The organism is Natronococcus occultus SP4, from assembly GCF_000328685.1.
Taxonomy (GTDB): domain Archaea; phylum Halobacteriota; class Halobacteria; order Halobacteriales; family Natrialbaceae; genus Natronococcus; species Natronococcus occultus.
Map to the genome: position 1 here is coordinate 1,859,660 of NC_019974.1, position 15,673 is coordinate 1,875,332.

15 protein-coding genes are annotated in these 15,673 nt (G+C 65.9%); 8 read left to right on the top strand and 7 right to left on the bottom strand.

Going from position 1 to position 15,673, the window contains the following annotated elements; all coding sequences use genetic code 11:
- Positions 1–19: 19 nt before the first annotated feature.
- On the bottom strand, positions 20–676 hold the full coding sequence (locus NATOC_RS09235) for an ERCC4 domain-containing protein (protein WP_015321163.1): 657 nt from the start codon (positions 674–676) through the stop codon (positions 20–22).
- Positions 677–766: 90 nt separating this feature from the next.
- On the opposite strand from NATOC_RS09235, the gene NATOC_RS09240 reads away from it, so the two are divergent.
- Both NATOC_RS09240 and NATOC_RS09245 read left to right on the top strand, forming a co-directional pair.
- Positions 767–3,622, top strand: a complete 2,856-nt coding sequence (locus tag NATOC_RS09240; RefSeq protein ID WP_015321164.1) for a bacterio-opsin activator domain-containing protein — start codon at positions 767–769, stop codon at positions 3,620–3,622.
- Between the two features lie 111 nt (positions 3,623–3,733).
- The gene (locus NATOC_RS09245; RefSeq protein WP_015321165.1) at positions 3,734–3,877 is read left to right on the top strand and encodes a rubrerythrin-like domain-containing protein; all 144 of its coding nucleotides are present in this window, start codon (positions 3,734–3,736) and stop codon (positions 3,875–3,877) included.
- A gap of 62 nt (positions 3,878–3,939) precedes the next feature.
- Here the strand turns inward: NATOC_RS09245 and NATOC_RS09250 are convergent, their stop codons facing one another.
- Complete coding sequence (locus NATOC_RS09250; protein ID WP_015321166.1) at positions 3,940–4,572, bottom strand: phosphoribosyltransferase; 633 nt, start codon at positions 4,570–4,572, stop codon at positions 3,940–3,942.
- Between the two features lie 107 nt (positions 4,573–4,679).
- Between NATOC_RS09250 and NATOC_RS09255 the strand changes: the two genes are divergently transcribed.
- From NATOC_RS09255 to NATOC_RS09275, 5 genes are all read left to right on the top strand, one after another.
- Entirely contained in the window at positions 4,680–5,456 is a 777-nt protein-coding gene (locus tag NATOC_RS09255; protein ID WP_015321167.1) for an NAD(P)H-hydrate dehydratase, read from the top strand.
- A gap of 54 nt (positions 5,457–5,510) precedes the next feature.
- Positions 5,511–6,167: a class I SAM-dependent methyltransferase gene (locus NATOC_RS09260; protein WP_015321168.1), complete on the top strand. Its 657-nt coding sequence runs from the start codon at positions 5,511–5,513 to the stop codon at positions 6,165–6,167.
- 45 nt (positions 6,168–6,212) lie between these two features.
- Positions 6,213–7,310 carry a pyridoxal-phosphate-dependent aminotransferase family protein gene (locus NATOC_RS09265; RefSeq protein WP_015321169.1) on the top strand — a complete coding sequence of 366 codons (1,098 nt, stop codon included), beginning with the start codon at positions 6,213–6,215 and terminating at the stop codon, positions 7,308–7,310.
- A 93-nt stretch (positions 7,311–7,403) separates the two neighbouring features.
- Complete coding sequence (locus NATOC_RS09270; RefSeq protein WP_015321170.1) at positions 7,404–7,682, top strand: hypothetical protein; 279 nt, start codon at positions 7,404–7,406, stop codon at positions 7,680–7,682.
- A gap of 101 nt (positions 7,683–7,783) precedes the next feature.
- A complete protein-coding gene (locus NATOC_RS09275) occupies positions 7,784–8,977 on the top strand; it encodes a redox-regulated ATPase YchF (RefSeq protein ID WP_015321171.1) in 1,194 nt (397 codons plus the stop codon).
- Between the two features lie 202 nt (positions 8,978–9,179).
- On the opposite strand, the gene NATOC_RS09280 is transcribed toward NATOC_RS09275, so the two are convergent.
- Together NATOC_RS09280 and NATOC_RS09285 are read right to left on the bottom strand one after the other, a co-directional pair.
- A complete protein-coding gene (locus NATOC_RS09280; protein WP_015321172.1) occupies positions 9,180–10,880 on the bottom strand; it encodes a lamin tail domain-containing protein in 1,701 nt (566 codons plus the stop codon).
- A 329-nt stretch (positions 10,881–11,209) separates the two neighbouring features.
- Positions 11,210–11,437, bottom strand: coding sequence for a hypothetical protein (locus NATOC_RS09285; protein ID WP_015321173.1), 228 nt, complete (start codon positions 11,435–11,437; stop codon positions 11,210–11,212).
- Between the two features lie 84 nt (positions 11,438–11,521).
- Here NATOC_RS09285 and NATOC_RS09290 point away from each other — a divergent pair, with 84 nt between their 5' ends.
- Positions 11,522–12,142 (top strand): hypothetical protein, encoded by a 621-nt coding sequence (locus NATOC_RS09290; RefSeq protein WP_015321174.1) that lies wholly within the window; start codon positions 11,522–11,524, stop codon positions 12,140–12,142.
- A gap of 93 nt (positions 12,143–12,235) precedes the next feature.
- Here NATOC_RS09290 and NATOC_RS09295 read toward each other — a convergent pair whose 3' ends face one another.
- From NATOC_RS09295 to NATOC_RS09305, 3 genes are all read right to left on the bottom strand, one after another.
- Complete coding sequence (locus NATOC_RS09295; protein ID WP_015321175.1) at positions 12,236–14,122, bottom strand: carbon starvation CstA family protein; 1,887 nt, start codon at positions 14,120–14,122, stop codon at positions 12,236–12,238.
- 177 nt (positions 14,123–14,299) lie between these two features.
- Positions 14,300–15,283, bottom strand: coding sequence for an ArsA family ATPase (locus NATOC_RS09300; protein ID WP_015321176.1), 984 nt, complete (start codon positions 15,281–15,283; stop codon positions 14,300–14,302).
- Positions 15,283–15,579, bottom strand: coding sequence for a hypothetical protein (locus tag NATOC_RS09305; RefSeq protein WP_015321177.1), 297 nt, complete (start codon positions 15,577–15,579; stop codon positions 15,283–15,285). Before NATOC_RS09305 ends, NATOC_RS09300 begins: the two co-directional genes overlap by 1 nt.
- Between the last annotated feature and the right edge of the window lie 94 nt (positions 15,580–15,673).

Consider the following 15,673-nt stretch of genomic DNA (forward strand, 5'->3'; position numbering starts at 1 on the left):
TCGCGAATCGACCGTCCGGTTACCGATCGGCGGCGCGTATCGCCTCGTATACCGCCCGCGCTCGTCGCTCGCCGATTCCCTCGATCGCCTCGAGATCGGCGACGCTCGCCTCGAGCAACTCCGCCATCGACGGGTAGGCGTCGTACAGCGTCGCCGCGAGCTCGGGACCGATCCCCTCGATACAGCCGTACATCCGCTTTGTGGTCGGCTCGCTGCGGCTCGGCACCGACCCCACAGGGAGGGGACGGCTCGAGGGGGCTTCCGTGTGTTTTCGGCCGAGCCGAACCGCGAAGTCGACGAGCCGTCGGCGATCGGTACAGGGAATCACCGGCACCCCGTAGCGGGCCGTAATCGAGGCCATCGAACCCCGGATCGCCGTCGGGTCGACGCTCGTCCGCAGCGAGTCGAAGGCCGAGACGTCCCCCTCGAGGAGGACGTAGGCGTGATCGTAGCACTCGGCCAGGCGCTCGAGCTGGTCGTACAGATCCGGGCCCGAACGGCTCATGACGCCGTTGACGTAGTCTCGCGGAGTCTTCCGTTCGAGACCGACCGGACCGACGACGAGATCGCCCGCGGGAAGGCGTTCGACGGTCGTTTCGGTCACGTCGGTGTGGCCGCGAACGGTCTCGGCGACGCCGGCGGGCTCCCGGTCGTCGACGGTAACCGCGACGTGCATGGGCGTTCGTATGGGGTCGATCGATGAACGGGTGTCGGTTCGTCGCGACGACCGATACGTTCTCACGGGACGAGGACGAAGAGACAGCGAATGGCTCCCGCAGGAATCCGCAGCGATCGGCGACTGCTCGTCGTCGAGGGAGACGCCGCGAGCCGGCTCGCGAACCGCGTCGGCGAGCTCGAGACGGACGACGTTCGCACGGCCGCGAGCGTCGACGCTGCAGTCGAGGCGCTTTCCGGGGACGGGGTCGACTGCCTTGTCACCGCCCGCAGGCTCGAGGACGGAACCGGCCTCGAGCTGCTCGAGTGCGTTCGGGAGCACGAGCCGACGCTGCCGGTCGTGTTCGCCCCGGAGTCGGGCGACGAGGCGCTCGCGAGCGACGCGGTCGCCGCGGGCACGACCGAGTACCTCCCCGACGGGCGGCTGGACGAACTCGGCGAGGCGATCGAGCGCGCGCTCGCGACGGGGGACGCCGAACGAACCGAGCGGGAGCGCGCCCGACAGTTCGAGTCGATCTTCGCGGACCCCGACGCCTACTCGTGGATCCTCGAGCCCAACGGCCGGATCTGCCGATCCAACCCGGTCGCGCGCGAGGCGCTCGGGACGACCGCGGCCGAACTCGAGGGGCGCCCGTTCCCGACGCTTTCCTGGTGGGACGGGGCCGACGCCGAACCGATCCGCGAGGCGGTCGACCGGGCCGCGGCGGGAACGATCGCCCATCGGGAGCTCGAGGTGATCATCGACGCGGAGCGCGATTCGAAGCCGCGAACGCTCGACGTGACGGTCCGACCCGTCCGGGACGCCGACGGCGCCGTCGGCTCGCTGCTGGCCCGCGCGGTCGACGTCACCGAGCGGGTTCGCCTCGAGACCGAGCTCCGCGAGTCCGAGCAGCTCCACCGGGTGACGCTCAACCACATGACCGACACCGTCCTCATCACCGACGACGAGGGCGCGTTCACCTACGTCTGTCCGAACGTCCACTTCATCTTCGGCTACACCGACGCCGAGATCCGCGAGATGGGAACGATCGACGAGCTGTTGGGACCGGGGCTGTTCGACCGCGAGGAGCTCGCCGCCGAGGGCGTGCTGACCAACATCGAGTGTACGGCAACCGACAAGGCCGGACGGGAACACACCCTGCTGGTCAACGTCCGCGAGGTGTCGATCCAGGACGGGACCGTCCTCTACAGCTGCCGGGACGTCACCACGCGCAAGCGCCGCGAGGAGGCGCTGACGGCGCTGCACGGCACCGCCCGCGAGCTACTGTACGCCGAGACCGACCACGAGATCGCCGACCGCATCGTCACGGACGCGACCGACGTCCTCGATCTGGAGGCCAGCGCGGCCCTGCGGTTCGACACCGACGAGAACGTGTTGCGACCCGTTGCGTCCTCGCCCGGAATGGATCGACTGCACGGACCGCTTCCGGCCAGACGGGCAAACGACGACAGCATCTCCGGACAGGTCTTTCTCGAGGGGGAACCGCGCTTTTTCGCCGACGTTCGCGAGTCGCCGCTGCTGTCGGATCCGACCACGGAGCTGCGGACCGTCGGCTTCGTGCCGCTGGGCGATCACGGCGTCTTTCTCGTCGGCTCGCCCGAGGTCGACGCCGCCGACGAGGTGACCCGGGAGCTGACCGAGCTGCTCGGGGCGACCGCCGAGGCCGCGCTCGATCGGGTCGAGCGCGAACGGCGCCTGCGGGACCGCGACCGCGAACTCAAACGCCGGAACCGCCAGCTCACGCGTCTCAATCAGATGAACGAGATCATCCGCGAGATCGACGCCGCCCTGGTCCGGGCCGAGACCCGCGAAGAGATCGAGCGGGCGGTCTGTGAGCGACTCACCGCGGCCGAGCGGTTCGCGTTCGCCTGGATCGGCACCGTCGACGCCGCCGGCGACGTCCTCGAGTCGGTCGCCCACGACGGGAGCGCGCGAGGACGGGAGTACCTCGACAGCGTCTCGCTGTCGCTTGCGGACGCGGCCGAGCCCGCGGCGCGGACGGCGTCGACCCGCGAGGTGACGGTCGTCCCGAACGTCGTCGACGACCTTCACGACGAGCCCTGGCGGCGGGCCGCGCTCTCGCGGGACTACCAGTCGGTGGTCGCGGTGCCGCTGGCCTACGACGAGTTTACCTACGGCGTGTTGACCGTCTACGCCGACCGTCCCGACGCGTTCGACAACACGACCCGTGCGGTGCTTGCGGAGCTCGGCGAGACGATCGCCTCCGCGATCGCCGCGGTCGAGCGCAAGCGCGCGCTGCTGTCGGACTCGCGGAGCCGCCTCGAGTTCGACGTCGCCGACGAGGAGTTCGTCTTCGCGCGGCTCGCTCGCCGGCTCGACTGCGTGCTCTCGTTCGACGGCGGCGTCCGCCAGCACGAGGGGACGGTCGCGGTGTTCGTCACCGTCGACGGCGCTCCCGCAGCCGACGTCGTGGCTGCTGCGACCGAACTCGTCGCGGTCGAGAGCGCTCAACTCGTCGGCGACGAGGACGGTTCGACGGTGTTGCTCGAGTTCTCGCGACCGTTCCTGGCGCTGCGGCTCGCCGACCACGGGATGGTCCTGCACCGGCTCGAGGCCACCCCCGAAACCACCCGGCTGGTCGTCGACGTTCCCAGTAGCGTCGACCCTGCCGCAGGGACCGACGTCGTCTCGAGCGCCTTCGCGGACGTCGAACTGCGCTCGAAGCGCAGCGTCGAGCGGACGGCGCCCCGGGACCTGCGAGCCGGCCTGCTCGAGCGACTGACCGACCGCCAGCTCGAGGTCGTCCAGATGGCCTACTACAGCGGGTACTTCGAGTCACCCCGCGAGCGTTCCGGCGAGCAGATCGCCGACACGCTGGGAATCTCGCCGGCAGCGTTCTACCGCCACGTGCGACGCGTCCAGCGGACGGTCTTCGCGGTGATCCTCGACGAGGTCGGGCTCCCGTCGGCGCCGCGGGTTGAATAGTGAACCCTCCTTCGGAGGTGGGGCTAGGTATCTGACGGACACGTTGACCTAGTATCCCTAATATTGTTCATACACGGCGACAGCTCGACCGAACCGCTCGTCGTCCCCACCATGAAAGACGTCAAACTCGACCCGAGCGAGGAATCGACATACGAGTGTTTCGACTGCGGGACCGTCGTCGTCAGCGCGACGGCACCCGGACGCTGTCCCAGCTGCGGCGCGGACATGCGGAATCGCGCCACGCCTCTCGAGTAGGTCGATCGCGTTTTCGGTGCGCGTTCAGCCCGTAGCGGCTGCGCTTCCCATCGACCGTCCGGTTACGACGCGCCGTCCTCGAGATACGAGATCGCCTCCTCGTCGGTGACCTGTCCGAACTCCCGATAGAACTGTCCGACCGCCCGGAAGCTCTCGGGGGTGATCAGCGCGATCACCGTGTCGGCCTCGGACTCGAGGGCGGCGATCGTGTCCGGCGGACCGACCGGCACCGCGAGGACGACCCGTTCGGCGTCGGCCTCGCGAACCTGCCGGAGACAGGCGATCGCGGTCGCCCCGGTCGCGACCCCGTCGTCGACGACGACGACCCGTTCGTCCGCGAGTTCGGGCAGGGTGTCGGTTCCCCGGTACCGGTCGGCCTTCTGGCGGGCGTTCGCCGCTTCCCGCTCGCGGACGTCCTCGAGGTACGACTCCGAGACGCCAAGTCGATCGACGAGGTCGTCGTTCAGCCAGACGCTGCCGTCGCTGGCGACCGCGCCGATCGCCAGTTCGGGGTTCGACGGCGCGCCGAGCTTCCGGGCGACGACGACGTCCAGGTCTGTCCCGAGGACGTCCGCGACGGGCCGTGCCACAGGTAACGCGCCGCGGGGAATCCCGAGAACGACGTCGGCCTCGACGCCCCGGTCTTCGAGTTCAGCTGCGAGCCGGTCGCCTGCGTCGGATCGGTTCGCGAACATACGGATCGTACGCCGTCCACGTACTATGTCTTGTTGTCACACGGACTGACGGGACGACCGGAAAGCGCCTGCCGAACGGCTACCCCCTAGCCGGCCGAGGAGTGTGTATGGGACGACTCCAGCGAACGCTTTCGAACATCACCGAGGAAACTGGGGCGGACAACGGCTGCATCGGCGTCGTCGGCGGCAGCGTCGACTACCCGAACCAGCCCGCACTTACCGCCAGAGCTGCACTCCGTACGGGCTCCGATCACGTCAGGGCCGTCGTCAGCGAGGAGATCTACGACATCGTCGCGAGCCACGATCCGAACCTGCTCGCCAGCAAGTACGAGGGCGAACGGTTCGACGCGGTCGCCGTCGAGCGCGTCGTCGAGGTAAGCGAGTGGGCCGACGCGATGGTGATCGGCCCCGGATTCGCCGACGCCGAGCCCGACGCGGTACGGGAAGCGATCGATCGGATCGACGTTCCGATCGTCGTCGACGCGATCGCGATCGAACCCTCCCTCGACGCGGACCTCTCGAAGGCGATACTGACACCCAACGAGTCCGAGGAGGACGCGATCACCGAATCCTACAACTCTCTCGAGGCGTTCACCAGAGAAACCAACGCCGTTCTCACGTTCACCGGTGACACCGACGAAATCATCGCTCACGGCGAGCGAATGCAAAACGAAACGGGAACGTCGGCGCTGACCGTCGCCGGCACGGGCGACACGTTGGCGGGGATCACCGCCTCGCTACTGGGACAGGGCTCCGACCGCGAGGAGGCCGCCGAACTCGGCGCGTGGATCCTCGGGAAAAGCGGCGAGCTCGCGACCGCGGAGAAGGGTCCCGGCGTCCTCGCGACCGACGTCATCGGGAAGATTCCGGATACGATCCGCTGAACGGCGTCGTCCGGAACCAGGCTTTTGCCGTCCCGCGTTCGAGTCGGGGACGCTATGCTCGACCGGAGCCGTCCGCAGGAGTCCGAGGAGATCGCCCACCCGTTCGTCGCGGCCGTCTACGATACCGTCGTTCCCGACCGGCTACTGTTCAGGACCCACCGGGAGTATCTGACCGCGGAGCTTTCGGGTCGCGTCCTCGACATCGGGGCGGGTACCGGAGCGAACTTCCCGTACCTCGACGACGGGGTCGATTACCACGCGATCGAGCCCGACCCACACATGCGCCGCCAGGCCGCCGAGAAGGCCCGCGAGGTCGGCTGCGAGGTTACCCTGCGGGACGCGCGGGCCGAGTCGCTGCCCGACTCCGACGACAGCGCCGACGTCGTCCTCTCGAGTCTCGTCTTCTGTACGATCGCCGACCCCGACCGCGCCCTCGAGGAGGTCGCCCGCGTGCTGAAGCCGGGCGGCGAGTTGCGCTTCCTCGAGCACGTCCGGGCCGACGGCTGGCGGGCGACGGGCCAGGAGCTGCTGAACCCCCTCTGGAGCCGCGCCGCGGGCGGCTGCCAGCTCACCCGGGACACCGTCGAACGGTTCGTCTGTCACGACGCCTTCGCCGTCGAGGACGTCGAGCGCGCCGAGGTCGGGATCTTTCCCGCGACGCCGATCGTCCGTGGCACGCTTCGGCGGCGCCGCGGGAGCGCCCTCTCGTGATCCGCTCGGATCAGTTTTATTGCGACAGGACTCGGCCGTAAAGCCATGACCGACGACAGGCTGCGGATGACGCCGGGACCCACCGAGGTTCCCGAGTCCGTCCGGCAGGCGATGGGGAAGCCGACGCCGAACCCCGATCTCGAGCCCGAGTTCTTCGAGCGCTACCGGTCGCTGACCGACAAGCTCGAGCGGGTCTACCGGGCGGGCGACGAAACGGGGGGCGACGACCGGGACGTCGTCGTTCTCGGCGGCGAGGGGATCCTCGGGCTCGAGGCCGCCATCGCCTCGCTGGTCGGTCCCGGCGACCGCGTGCTCTGTCTCTCGAACGGGCTCTACGGCGACGGGTTCAGCGACTTCGTCGAGAACTACGGCGGCGAGGCCGAGATTAGCGAGGTCCCCTGGCGCGAGCCGCTGGACGGCAACGTCGTCGCAGACGTTCTCGACAGACACGGCGAGTTCGACGTCGCGACGATGGTCCACTGCGAGACGCCGACCGGGTCGCTCAACGAGCTGGAGGGGATCCTCGACGTTCTGGCGGACCACGACGTGCTCTCGATCGTCGACGCGGTGTCCTCGCTTGGCGGGACCCCGGTGCCGACCGGGAAGATCGACGTCTGCATCGGCGCGAGCCAGAAGTGTCTCAGCGCACCGCCGGGGCTGGCCACCTGCGCCGTCAGCGACCGGGCCTGGGAACGGATGGAAGCCGTCGACAACCCGTCGCTGTACGCCGACCTCGAGCCCTGGCGAACGGCCGCCGACGAGGAGTGGTTCCCTTACACGCACCTCTCCTCGAACCTGTACGGCCTCGACGCCGCGGTCGATCTGCTGCTCGAGGAGGGACTCGAGGACGTCTTCGCGCGCCACGAGGACGCCGCGAAGCGATGTCGCGAGCGTGCCACAGAGCTGGGTCTGGAGCCGTACCCGACCGACGAGACCGCCTGCTCGCCGACCGTCACCGCCCTCTCGGTCGAGGGCCGGGCGACGGAGCTCCAGCAGGCGGTTCTCGAGGACCACGACATCCTGCTGGCGACGGGACTCGGCGAACTCGAGGACGACATCCTCCGGATCGGCCACATGGGTCACAACGCCCGGGTCGAGCGCGTCGAACGGACGATGGACGCGATCGCGGACGTGCTGGGCTGACGGGGTCTCGAGTGGCAAATTTCCCGGGCGTCCTCGCCAGACCCGGAGCCTGCAGGTGGAACCGTTTCCTAGGAACCGCCGCTATACGTACGTATGGACGAACCCGACAAGGAGCCGACGGAGAAACCGACCGAGGACAGGGAAGAAGCCGAGCAGGAGGGACAGTGGATGGCCCGCAACTGGCTGGGGATCGCGGTCGTCTCGATTCTCTTCTTGCTCCTGCTTGCGCTCGGGATGATGCAGGCGACCGGACTCGTGGACGTCTTCGCCCCGATCGCCGACTCCGAAACCGGACAGTGGGCCGCCTTCGGCGTCCTCGCGCTCGCCGTCCTCGCGCTGGCCGGCTGGAGCTGGCGCGCGGTCGTGAGCTAACGGCGTCGGTTTTCGGCCCGGCCGCGGGCCGACTGTGACTGTTCGTGGCACGCTGGCGCCGGAAAGAAACCCGTTTAGGCGTCGCCGTGCCAGACCGCACAATGAGTTACCGGATCGGGCTGGTCGGCAAACCGTCGGTCGGCAAATCCAGTTTTTTCAACGCAGCGACGATGAACGACGTTCCCGAGGGCGCCTACCCGTTCACGACCATCGACCCCAGCGTCGGCGAGGCCTACGTCCGCGTCGAGTGTGCAGCCCCCGAGTTCGACGAGGAGTGTACGCCGTCGGTCGGCTACTGCGACGACGGAACCCGGTTCGTCCCGACGAAGCTCGTCGACGTCGCCGGACTGATCCCCGGTGCTCACGAGGGCAACGGGCTGGGCAACCAGTTTCTGACCGACCTCAACGAGACCGACGTGCTGGTCCACGTCGTCGACTTCTCCGGCGAGACCGACCTCGAGGGCGAACCCACCGAGGGCCACGACCCCCGCGACGACATCGACTTCCTCGAGGAGGAGCTCGACCAGTGGTATCTGGGAATCCTCGAGAAGGGTATCGAGCGCTACGAGTCGGGTTACACGACCGAGGACGACGCCATCGAAGAGGAGCTCGCCGAGCAGATGAGCGCGTTCAAAACGAACGAGGACGAGATCAAGCGACTGATCCGACGGGTCGGAATCGGCTTCGACCCCGCCGAGTGGGACGCCGACGACAGGCTCGAACTCGCCCGCGAGATCCGCACCGCGACCAAACCGATGCTGATCGCGGCGAACAAGATGGATACACCGGAAGCGCAGGCGAACTACGACGAGATTACGAGCGATCCCGACTACGACCACCTGACGATCGTCCCCTGTAGCGCCCACGCCGAGAAGGCCCTCAAATCAGCCGACAAGGCCGGCGTCGTCGACTACAGACCCGGCGACGACGAGTTCGAGATCGTCGGCGACGTCTCGAGCGAGCAGGAACAGGGCCTCGAGGAGATCCGCGACTTTCTCTCCGAGTACGGCGCGACGGGCGTCCAGGCCGCACTCGAGTCGGCGCTGTTCGACGTCCTCGGGGTCGTTCCGGTGTTCCCGGGTGGCGCCAACGGGCTCGGTAACGAGCGCGGCGAAGTCTTGCCCGACTGTTATCTGATCCCGCCCGAATCGACCGCCGAGGAGTTCGCCTACAGCCTGCACTCGGATATCGGCGACGGCTTCCTCCACGCGATCGACTGTCGGTCGAACCGCCAGCTCGGCAAGGAGTACACGGTCGAGCCCCGGGACGTCCTCGAGGTCATCACGACGAACTGACGCGATCAGCGGCTCTCGGACGTCGCCGAAGCAACCAGCTACCCGCCGTCATGGAGTTTTCACGCACAGAAGCCACATCTCCGCTGGCTGCAGTGAAACCGAATCGGCGTTCGAAGATCTCTTTGAGGACGTGAAGCGGAAAAAATGTCGATTGGACGTGCCCGAAACGCTCACACGTAGGCTCGACGTCCGAGCCGCTCCGTTAGCAGATCGTCAGCGTCCCAGTTGTTTTTTCATCTTCCGTAGTCGTCCAGACCTTCCAGCTGTGTGTCCCCGCAGAGAGCTCGCTGTGGGAGACACTGAACCGCTTGGTTTGGCAGCCTCCAGCACCGACCTGGATCGTCCCGGACCGCGTAACCCCTCCGACATCGAGACAGAGAGTGGGGTTTGCTGACTCGCCACCGTGGTTTCGCACAGTCACGCGGAACTTCGCGTCCCCGTCCCGGTCGCTGGGTGCGGAGACGGAGACATCGATGTCCAGGTCGGCTTTCTCCGGTTCCTCGTCGGTATCGTCCGTTTCCTCTTCGTCAGGATCCTCGTCGACGTCGTCCTCTTCTTCGTGTTCGTCTTCCGGCGTTTCCTCGTCGGCGTCTGCATCTTCGTCTTCGTCATCCTCGGGCTCATAGTCCTCCGGTTCCTCGTGGGGTTCGCCTACATATGGAGCCCATGCACGGATCGACGCGTGATCCGGATCGAAATCGTTGGGACACTCGATCACTTCCAAGTGGAGCTCACTCGTTTCTCCTGCTTCGATCGAAGTGGACGACTCGTACGTCGGTCTGTCGCCAAGACGTCCCGAAATATAATAATGGATGTCCTCGTCGTCGGTTAGGTTCTCAACCTCTCCTGTGATATAACAGTAGTTGTAGTCACGGTTGGGCATCTCACGGATGTAGGCCTCACCGTTGCGGAGTTCGAGGCGCTGTTCGAGATACTTGTCGTCCCACTGCTCGAGGTCATACTGGTACTCGAACTTGATGTCCAGACGTTCGTCTTCAGGTTCTTTCTCGTCCTCGTCGTCTGCTTCCTCGACCTCTTCGATACGAGTCACTGACGCATGGACGTGACCTTCGCCCCCATCTGCTTCGATACACTCGGGGAATCTTAGGCCTGCAGATAGGGTCTCTCCTGGCTCAGGAACGACGATATCTTCATACGAATACTCTGTCTCTCCATCCTCACTCGTCACGCTACCGGCGAGGTATACCGTCATCTCCTCAGTGTCGGTCAGATTCTCGAGGTCGAAGTCGATGTAGCAGGAGTCCTGGAACTCATCGCTCTCCTCGTAGTAAAACTCAGCCGACGATAGCTCGAGCCTGTCGTCGAGCTCGCTGTCATCTCCCCCTTCGTATGTATAGCGGTACTCGAATTCGACGTCCTGACGAACCGGTTCCTCATCGACATCGTCTTCGGGCTCCTCGTCGTACTCATTGGCGTCGTAGGCTGGGTCGTCAGCGACCGTGTCGTCGGTTTCGGCGACGATCTCCCCACCCGGTGTGCGAAGTCCCAGCGTGTTGGGTTCGTCCGCGTTGATTCGTCCCCAGTCGTGATCGCCGACCACGACGTCGGCCTCGATGGAGTCGACCCGTTCGGACTCGAAGCCCGTCCAGACCGATAGCTGCCCGCCGGCACCGATCGTCGTTCCATCCGGGATCGGATCCGTCTGATCCTCGTCGACGTCGATCCCCCAATCCATCTGGTAGCCGGAGAGGTCGACAGTCTCGTCGCCCGTGTTCTCGAGGATCACGACGTCCTCGACCGGATACACGTTCACGATCTCGACCGGAATCGAGTCATCTGCGCCTGCTGTTGAGCTCAGGCCAGCGACTGCTACTGTCGAGCCCGCCCCCACTACGAAGTTACGTCGATTCAGCTTCATGTCCGCTCCTAAGGCTATCGCCATTGGTTATATGATTTGTGGAGAGAATATACATTATGAGTGAATAATTAAGTAAGGAATACAACGTAGAAATTACATTCTTGCTTTTCTATCTGTAGATAATCAGTAGTGAGTTCTAATTCTAGACAAACTCCGATGGAGAATTCTAGTAGAACTGACGGGCAGTGGACACCGATCACCGGACGCTCTTCTGATCGAGATGTGAATCGTTCCAGTTGCGGCTAGCTCTCGAAATACTAGGATGGCGTAAAGTTCAATGGGGCAACCATACAAGTCTGATTCGGATTGCTTCACATATCCATCACTGCGGAGAAAATAGACCGTTTCTCACTCTATCGGCGACCCCAGGCGAGCCGATCGCCGAGCGCGCCGATCCGCTCGGCGACCCCCGAGAGCCAGGCGCCCGGTGAGAGGCGACGGAGTTCGTCCTCGTCGACTTCGATGCGCGCCTCGCCGTACGGGTCGTGCCCGGCCCGTTCCTCGTCGTCGCGGTCGGCGTCGGCGGCCTCGACCGCGACCGAGACCCCGCAGCGACCGCAGGACTCGCGTTCTTTCGCCATGCGTGAGAGACGTTCGCCAGCGACTAAAGCGTACTCGCCGCCGCGTGCCGACGAGTTTTTGGCTTCGCCGTGGTATCTCCAGCCATGGACGTCGACAGCCCGCCGGAGTCCGACCCCGAGGAGCCGTCGGGCGACGGCCCCGCGGACGTTCCCGACTGGGACGACGAGTACGTCGATCGGGTGAGCGATCGGCTGTTGCACAACTACGACCTCGAGAAGGAGTACCGGGTCGACGGCGAGCGCTTCGCGCTGTACGGCCGGATGGAGCTGCGGAGCCAGAAACACTTCCTCCACCCGTCGATCTCGATCGGGGAACACGGCTCGACCGAACACCTGTTCGTACAACGGGTCGACCGCGTCGACGAGCGAACGCTCGATCGGTTCGTCGAGGTAGGCGAAGGGCTCGCCGACGAGTGGATCGAGACCGGCGAGGATCACTTCTCGACGGACTTCACGTTCGTCGCCGTCGCCCCGTCGATCCCGGAGTCGGTCCGCGAGCGCGTCGCCAGCTTCGACGGGCGAACGCTGCTGAAGTACGGCTACAACGGACACTACGAGATCAACCTCGTCATCGTCACCCCCGACGAGGAGGAGCTGGTCGCCAGCGAGAACGCTGACGTCGCGACCGCCTTCCGGCTCTGGGAACCGATTGAGCGCGAGGAGCCGGGCGTCCTCGACCTGCTCGCGAGGCGGCTGCAGCTGTAGTCGTCGCCGTCAGTGCGGTCGATACTCTCACATCACCGTCTCCCGAGCGACGCCGCTGGTCGATCGCGAAACGAAAAAACGCGGCCCGTGCGATCAGTCGTCGTCGGCGCCGACGTCGGCCGCGACGCCGTCGTCGGCGTCCTCGATCGCCTGCAGGTTGTCGTAGCCGATCTTGAACAGTGACACCGCGAGCCAGATGAGGACGGCGATGATGACCAGCTGGGCGACGGCCGACACCTGGCCGAGTAGCTGGGTCTCCGCCTCAGCGGTGATGCCCAGCAGGCGTCCGGCGAGGATCTGGTAGAGGCCGACCCAGAGGAGGCCGATCGTCGTGATGACTCCCATCAGCGCCATCGGACCGCCCGTCGAGAGGAGCTGCTTGGAGCGGTCCCAGTTCGCGAGCCAGATGGTCCCGGTGAGCAGCGCCAGCGACGCCAGCAGCTGGTTCGCACCGCCAAACAGCGTCCAGAGGTCCTCCCACCGACCGCTACCGAGCAGGAAAAAGGCGACGACGGCGATGACCGTCGTATTGACATAGCGGTTCGCCGCGTAGGACTCGGCCTGCGTCTCGGGCGTTCCGACGAGCTCCTCGACCATATACCGGCCCAGCCGAACGGCCGTGTCCATGCTCGTCAGGAGGAAGCTCGCGAGGACGAGCGCCATAAAGGGCGCAGCGTACTCGAAGGGGATGCCGAAGGCGGTGAGGATCGCCCCGCCGCCGGTCGCGAAGTTCGGCAGAGCGAGGCCGATCCCGCCGTCCGCTGCCGGGATCGCGATGATCGTCACGGCACAGAGCGCGACCGCCGCCAGCAGTCCCTCCGCGAGCATGCCGCCGTAGCCGATGAGCTTGGCGTCGCTCTCCTTGTTCAGCTGCTTCGAGGTCGTTCCCGAGGAGACCAGCGAGTGGAAGCCGCTGATGGTTCCACACGCAATCGTCAGGAACAACAGCGGGAACAGCGGCATCAGTGGAATGAGCCCCTCCGCAGCAAGGGGGCCGCCCTCGCCGAAGAAGCCGTACCAGGCGCCGATCGCGATATCGAGGTCCAGTTGCGCGCCCGTCTCGGGATGGACCGCGTCGGTCCCCATTCCCGTCATGAGAGTGCCGACGATGACCGCCAGCAGCCCCCCGCCGACTCCCGTGTACAGCAGGAACGACGAGAGGTAGTCGCGGGGCTGGAGCAACATCCACACCGGAAGAATACTCGCGGCCGCGCCGTAGACGAGCATCACGAGCACCCAGGCGCCGATGTTAGTGCTTTCGAGCAACGCCGGGATAACCGCCGGCGCGGAGTCGAGCAGGACGATCGTCCCCTCGGGGTAGGCGCCGGCCTCCGCGGGCGGGACGAGCGCCAGCGGGTACTGGATACCGATCCAGACCGACGCGAAGACGCCCCCGACGAAGACGACCGTTCCAACCGAGAACGGCAGCCCGAGCTGGTAGAGCCAGACCCCGAACAGGAGCGCGAGCGTAATGTAGATGATGCTCGCGGTCGCAGCCTGCGGGTAGGCGTCCAGCACAACCCCGATGACGAGTGCGAACACCGCCACGACGAGGATCGTCAACAGGAACGCGAACCACAGCAGCATGTTCTTCCCGCGCTCGCCGACGTACTGGCCGATGATGTAGCCGATCGACTTCCCCTCGTGACGCAGACTGCTCGACAGCGAGACGAAGTCGTGAACTGCGCCCATCAGCGGGTTCCCGATTGCGACCCACAGCACGGCCGGAACCCAGCCCCAGATCAACGCGGCCGTGATCGGTCCGACCACGGGCGCACCGCCTGCAATACTCGAGTAGTGATGCCCCAACAGCACCGGCTTCTTCGCCGGCACGTACTCTTGCCCGTCTCGATACTTGTGTGCTGGCGTCTCCCGACTGTCGTCGAGCCCCACGAACTGCGACAGATACCGCCCGTACACGAGGTACGAGACGGTAAACGTCGCGAGCACCAGCGCCACGATCCAAATTACACCTACCATGGTATCCTTTCTCGAGCAGGTGGTTGCGCGGCGGCACTATAAATATAATTCATTGAGTTCGGATCGGGCAGCTCGGCGACAAGTTTCGACACGTTCGTCGAGTATTTTTGCCGAAGCAGGTGAGAAATCCGACAGGTTGGCGCCGAATCGGCCCCGCATCCTGGCTGTGACGAGGACTCAGTCGCCGCTCGCGCCCTCGCCCGCGCCTGCTGCGATTCCGAACCCGAGCTCGCCCGCGACGTCCTCGAGCAGACTCCCCCGAACCTCCTCGATCCGAGTCTCGATGGTCGCTACCACCGGCGCGTCGAGGTCGTCCTCGATTCGTTCGAGGCGGTCGCGCTCCGTCGCCACCCGCTGGCGCAGGTAGCGGGCGCCCCGTCCGTCCTCGTGGGAGTCGGGCTCGGGCGTCAGCCGATTGACCACGAGCCCGTGAACCGGAAGGGCGGCGTCCTCGAGGGTCTCGAGCGAGCGTTCGGTCTCTCTGATCGAGAGCTCGTCGGGGTTCATCACCAGATAAAAGGCGGCTTCGTCTCGCAACACCTCCCCTGCGAACTCGAAGCGCTCCTTGCGCTCCCGGAGTCGGGCGAGGATCGGATCGCCGTCCATCACTCGCCGGGGTTCCTGATTGCCGATCGCGGCCTTCTCGTAGAGGTCGATGCTGCGCTCGCGTTTGTCCATCAGTCGCTCGATCCAGTTCTCGAGCAGCTCCGGGAGGGCCAGCAGCCGCAGCGTCGATCCCGTCGGCGAGGTGTCGAAGACGACCCGGTCGTACGGTTCGGCCGACCGCATCACGTCGACGAACCGGTCGAACAGCGCGGCCTCGTAGGCGCCCGGCGTCTGGTGGGCCATCTCGAGTTGCACGTCAACCTCGTTGACCATCGTCGCCGACAGCTGTGCGTTCAGCTGGCGTTTTAGTCCCTGGAGGTGGTCCTGGACCTCCCGCTCGGGATCGATCTCGAGCGCCGAGAGCCCGTCGTACCCCTCGACGGGCTGGGGCTCGTCGCCGAACTCCTGATCGAAGACGTCGGCCGTGCTGTGGGCCGGATCCGTCGAAACCACGAGCGTCTCGAGCCCCGCGTCGACGCAGTTCAGCGCGTACGCACTCGAGACGGTCGTCTTGCCGACCCCGCCCTTCCCGCCGAAGAAGACGAACTCGGTCATCAGAAGTGGTACTGGTGGCCCTTCCGTTCGATCACCGACCCCCGGTCCCAGAGCCGTCGCTGCCAGGCCTCGTACTCGTCCTCGAGGTAGGGAAGCAGCTCGGCCGTATAGTACGACACCGGACTCGGGATCCCGAAGGCGTCGGGGAAACACGCCAGCATGAACGCGTCCTCCTGGTCCTCGGCCTCGGCCTCGATCTTCTCGTAGGCCGGATGAGTGATCATCCCGTGGTAGAGCCCGCGGAGCCACTCCTCGAGGGTTTCTCGGAACCGCGCGATTCGATCGGCGAGCGTCATTGTCGATGATCCTCGGGGCTCGAGGCTAAAAGGTGTCGTGCTCCCGTCCTCGAGCCGACGCGAGAACGGGATCGGTCGGAACAGGCTCGCGGCA

Coding starts and splice junctions, on each gene's coding strand:
- NATOC_RS09300 (WP_015321176.1), bottom strand. CDS start 15,283: ATGACCGAGTTCGTCTTCTTCGGCGGGAAGGGCGGGGTCGGCAAGACG.
- NATOC_RS09305 (WP_015321177.1), bottom strand. CDS start 15,579: ATGACGCTCGCCGATCGAATCGCGCGGTTCCGAGAAACCCTCGAGGAG.
- NATOC_RS09260 (WP_015321168.1), top strand. CDS start 5,511: ATGCTCGACCGGAGCCGTCCGCAGGAGTCCGAGGAGATCGCCCACCCG.
- NATOC_RS09265 (WP_015321169.1), top strand. CDS start 6,213: ATGACCGACGACAGGCTGCGGATGACGCCGGGACCCACCGAGGTTCCC.
- NATOC_RS09275 (WP_015321171.1), top strand. CDS start 7,784: ATGAGTTACCGGATCGGGCTGGTCGGCAAACCGTCGGTCGGCAAATCC.
- NATOC_RS09270 (WP_015321170.1), top strand. CDS start 7,404: ATGGACGAACCCGACAAGGAGCCGACGGAGAAACCGACCGAGGACAGG.
- NATOC_RS09255 (WP_015321167.1), top strand. CDS start 4,680: ATGGGACGACTCCAGCGAACGCTTTCGAACATCACCGAGGAAACTGGG.
- NATOC_RS09295 (WP_015321175.1), bottom strand. CDS start 14,122: ATGGTAGGTGTAATTTGGATCGTGGCGCTGGTGCTCGCGACGTTTACC.
- NATOC_RS09245 (WP_015321165.1), top strand. CDS start 3,734: ATGAAAGACGTCAAACTCGACCCGAGCGAGGAATCGACATACGAGTGT.
- NATOC_RS09285 (WP_015321173.1), bottom strand. CDS start 11,437: ATGGCGAAAGAACGCGAGTCCTGCGGTCGCTGCGGGGTCTCGGTCGCG.
- NATOC_RS09240 (WP_015321164.1), top strand. CDS start 767: ATGGCTCCCGCAGGAATCCGCAGCGATCGGCGACTGCTCGTCGTCGAG.
- NATOC_RS09290 (WP_015321174.1), top strand. CDS start 11,522: ATGGACGTCGACAGCCCGCCGGAGTCCGACCCCGAGGAGCCGTCGGGC.
- NATOC_RS09250 (WP_015321166.1), bottom strand. CDS start 4,572: ATGTTCGCGAACCGATCCGACGCAGGCGACCGGCTCGCAGCTGAACTC.
- NATOC_RS09280 (WP_015321172.1), bottom strand. CDS start 10,880: ATGGCGATAGCCTTAGGAGCGGACATGAAGCTGAATCGACGTAACTTC.
- NATOC_RS09235 (WP_015321163.1), bottom strand. CDS start 676: ATGCACGTCGCGGTTACCGTCGACGACCGGGAGCCCGCCGGCGTCGCC.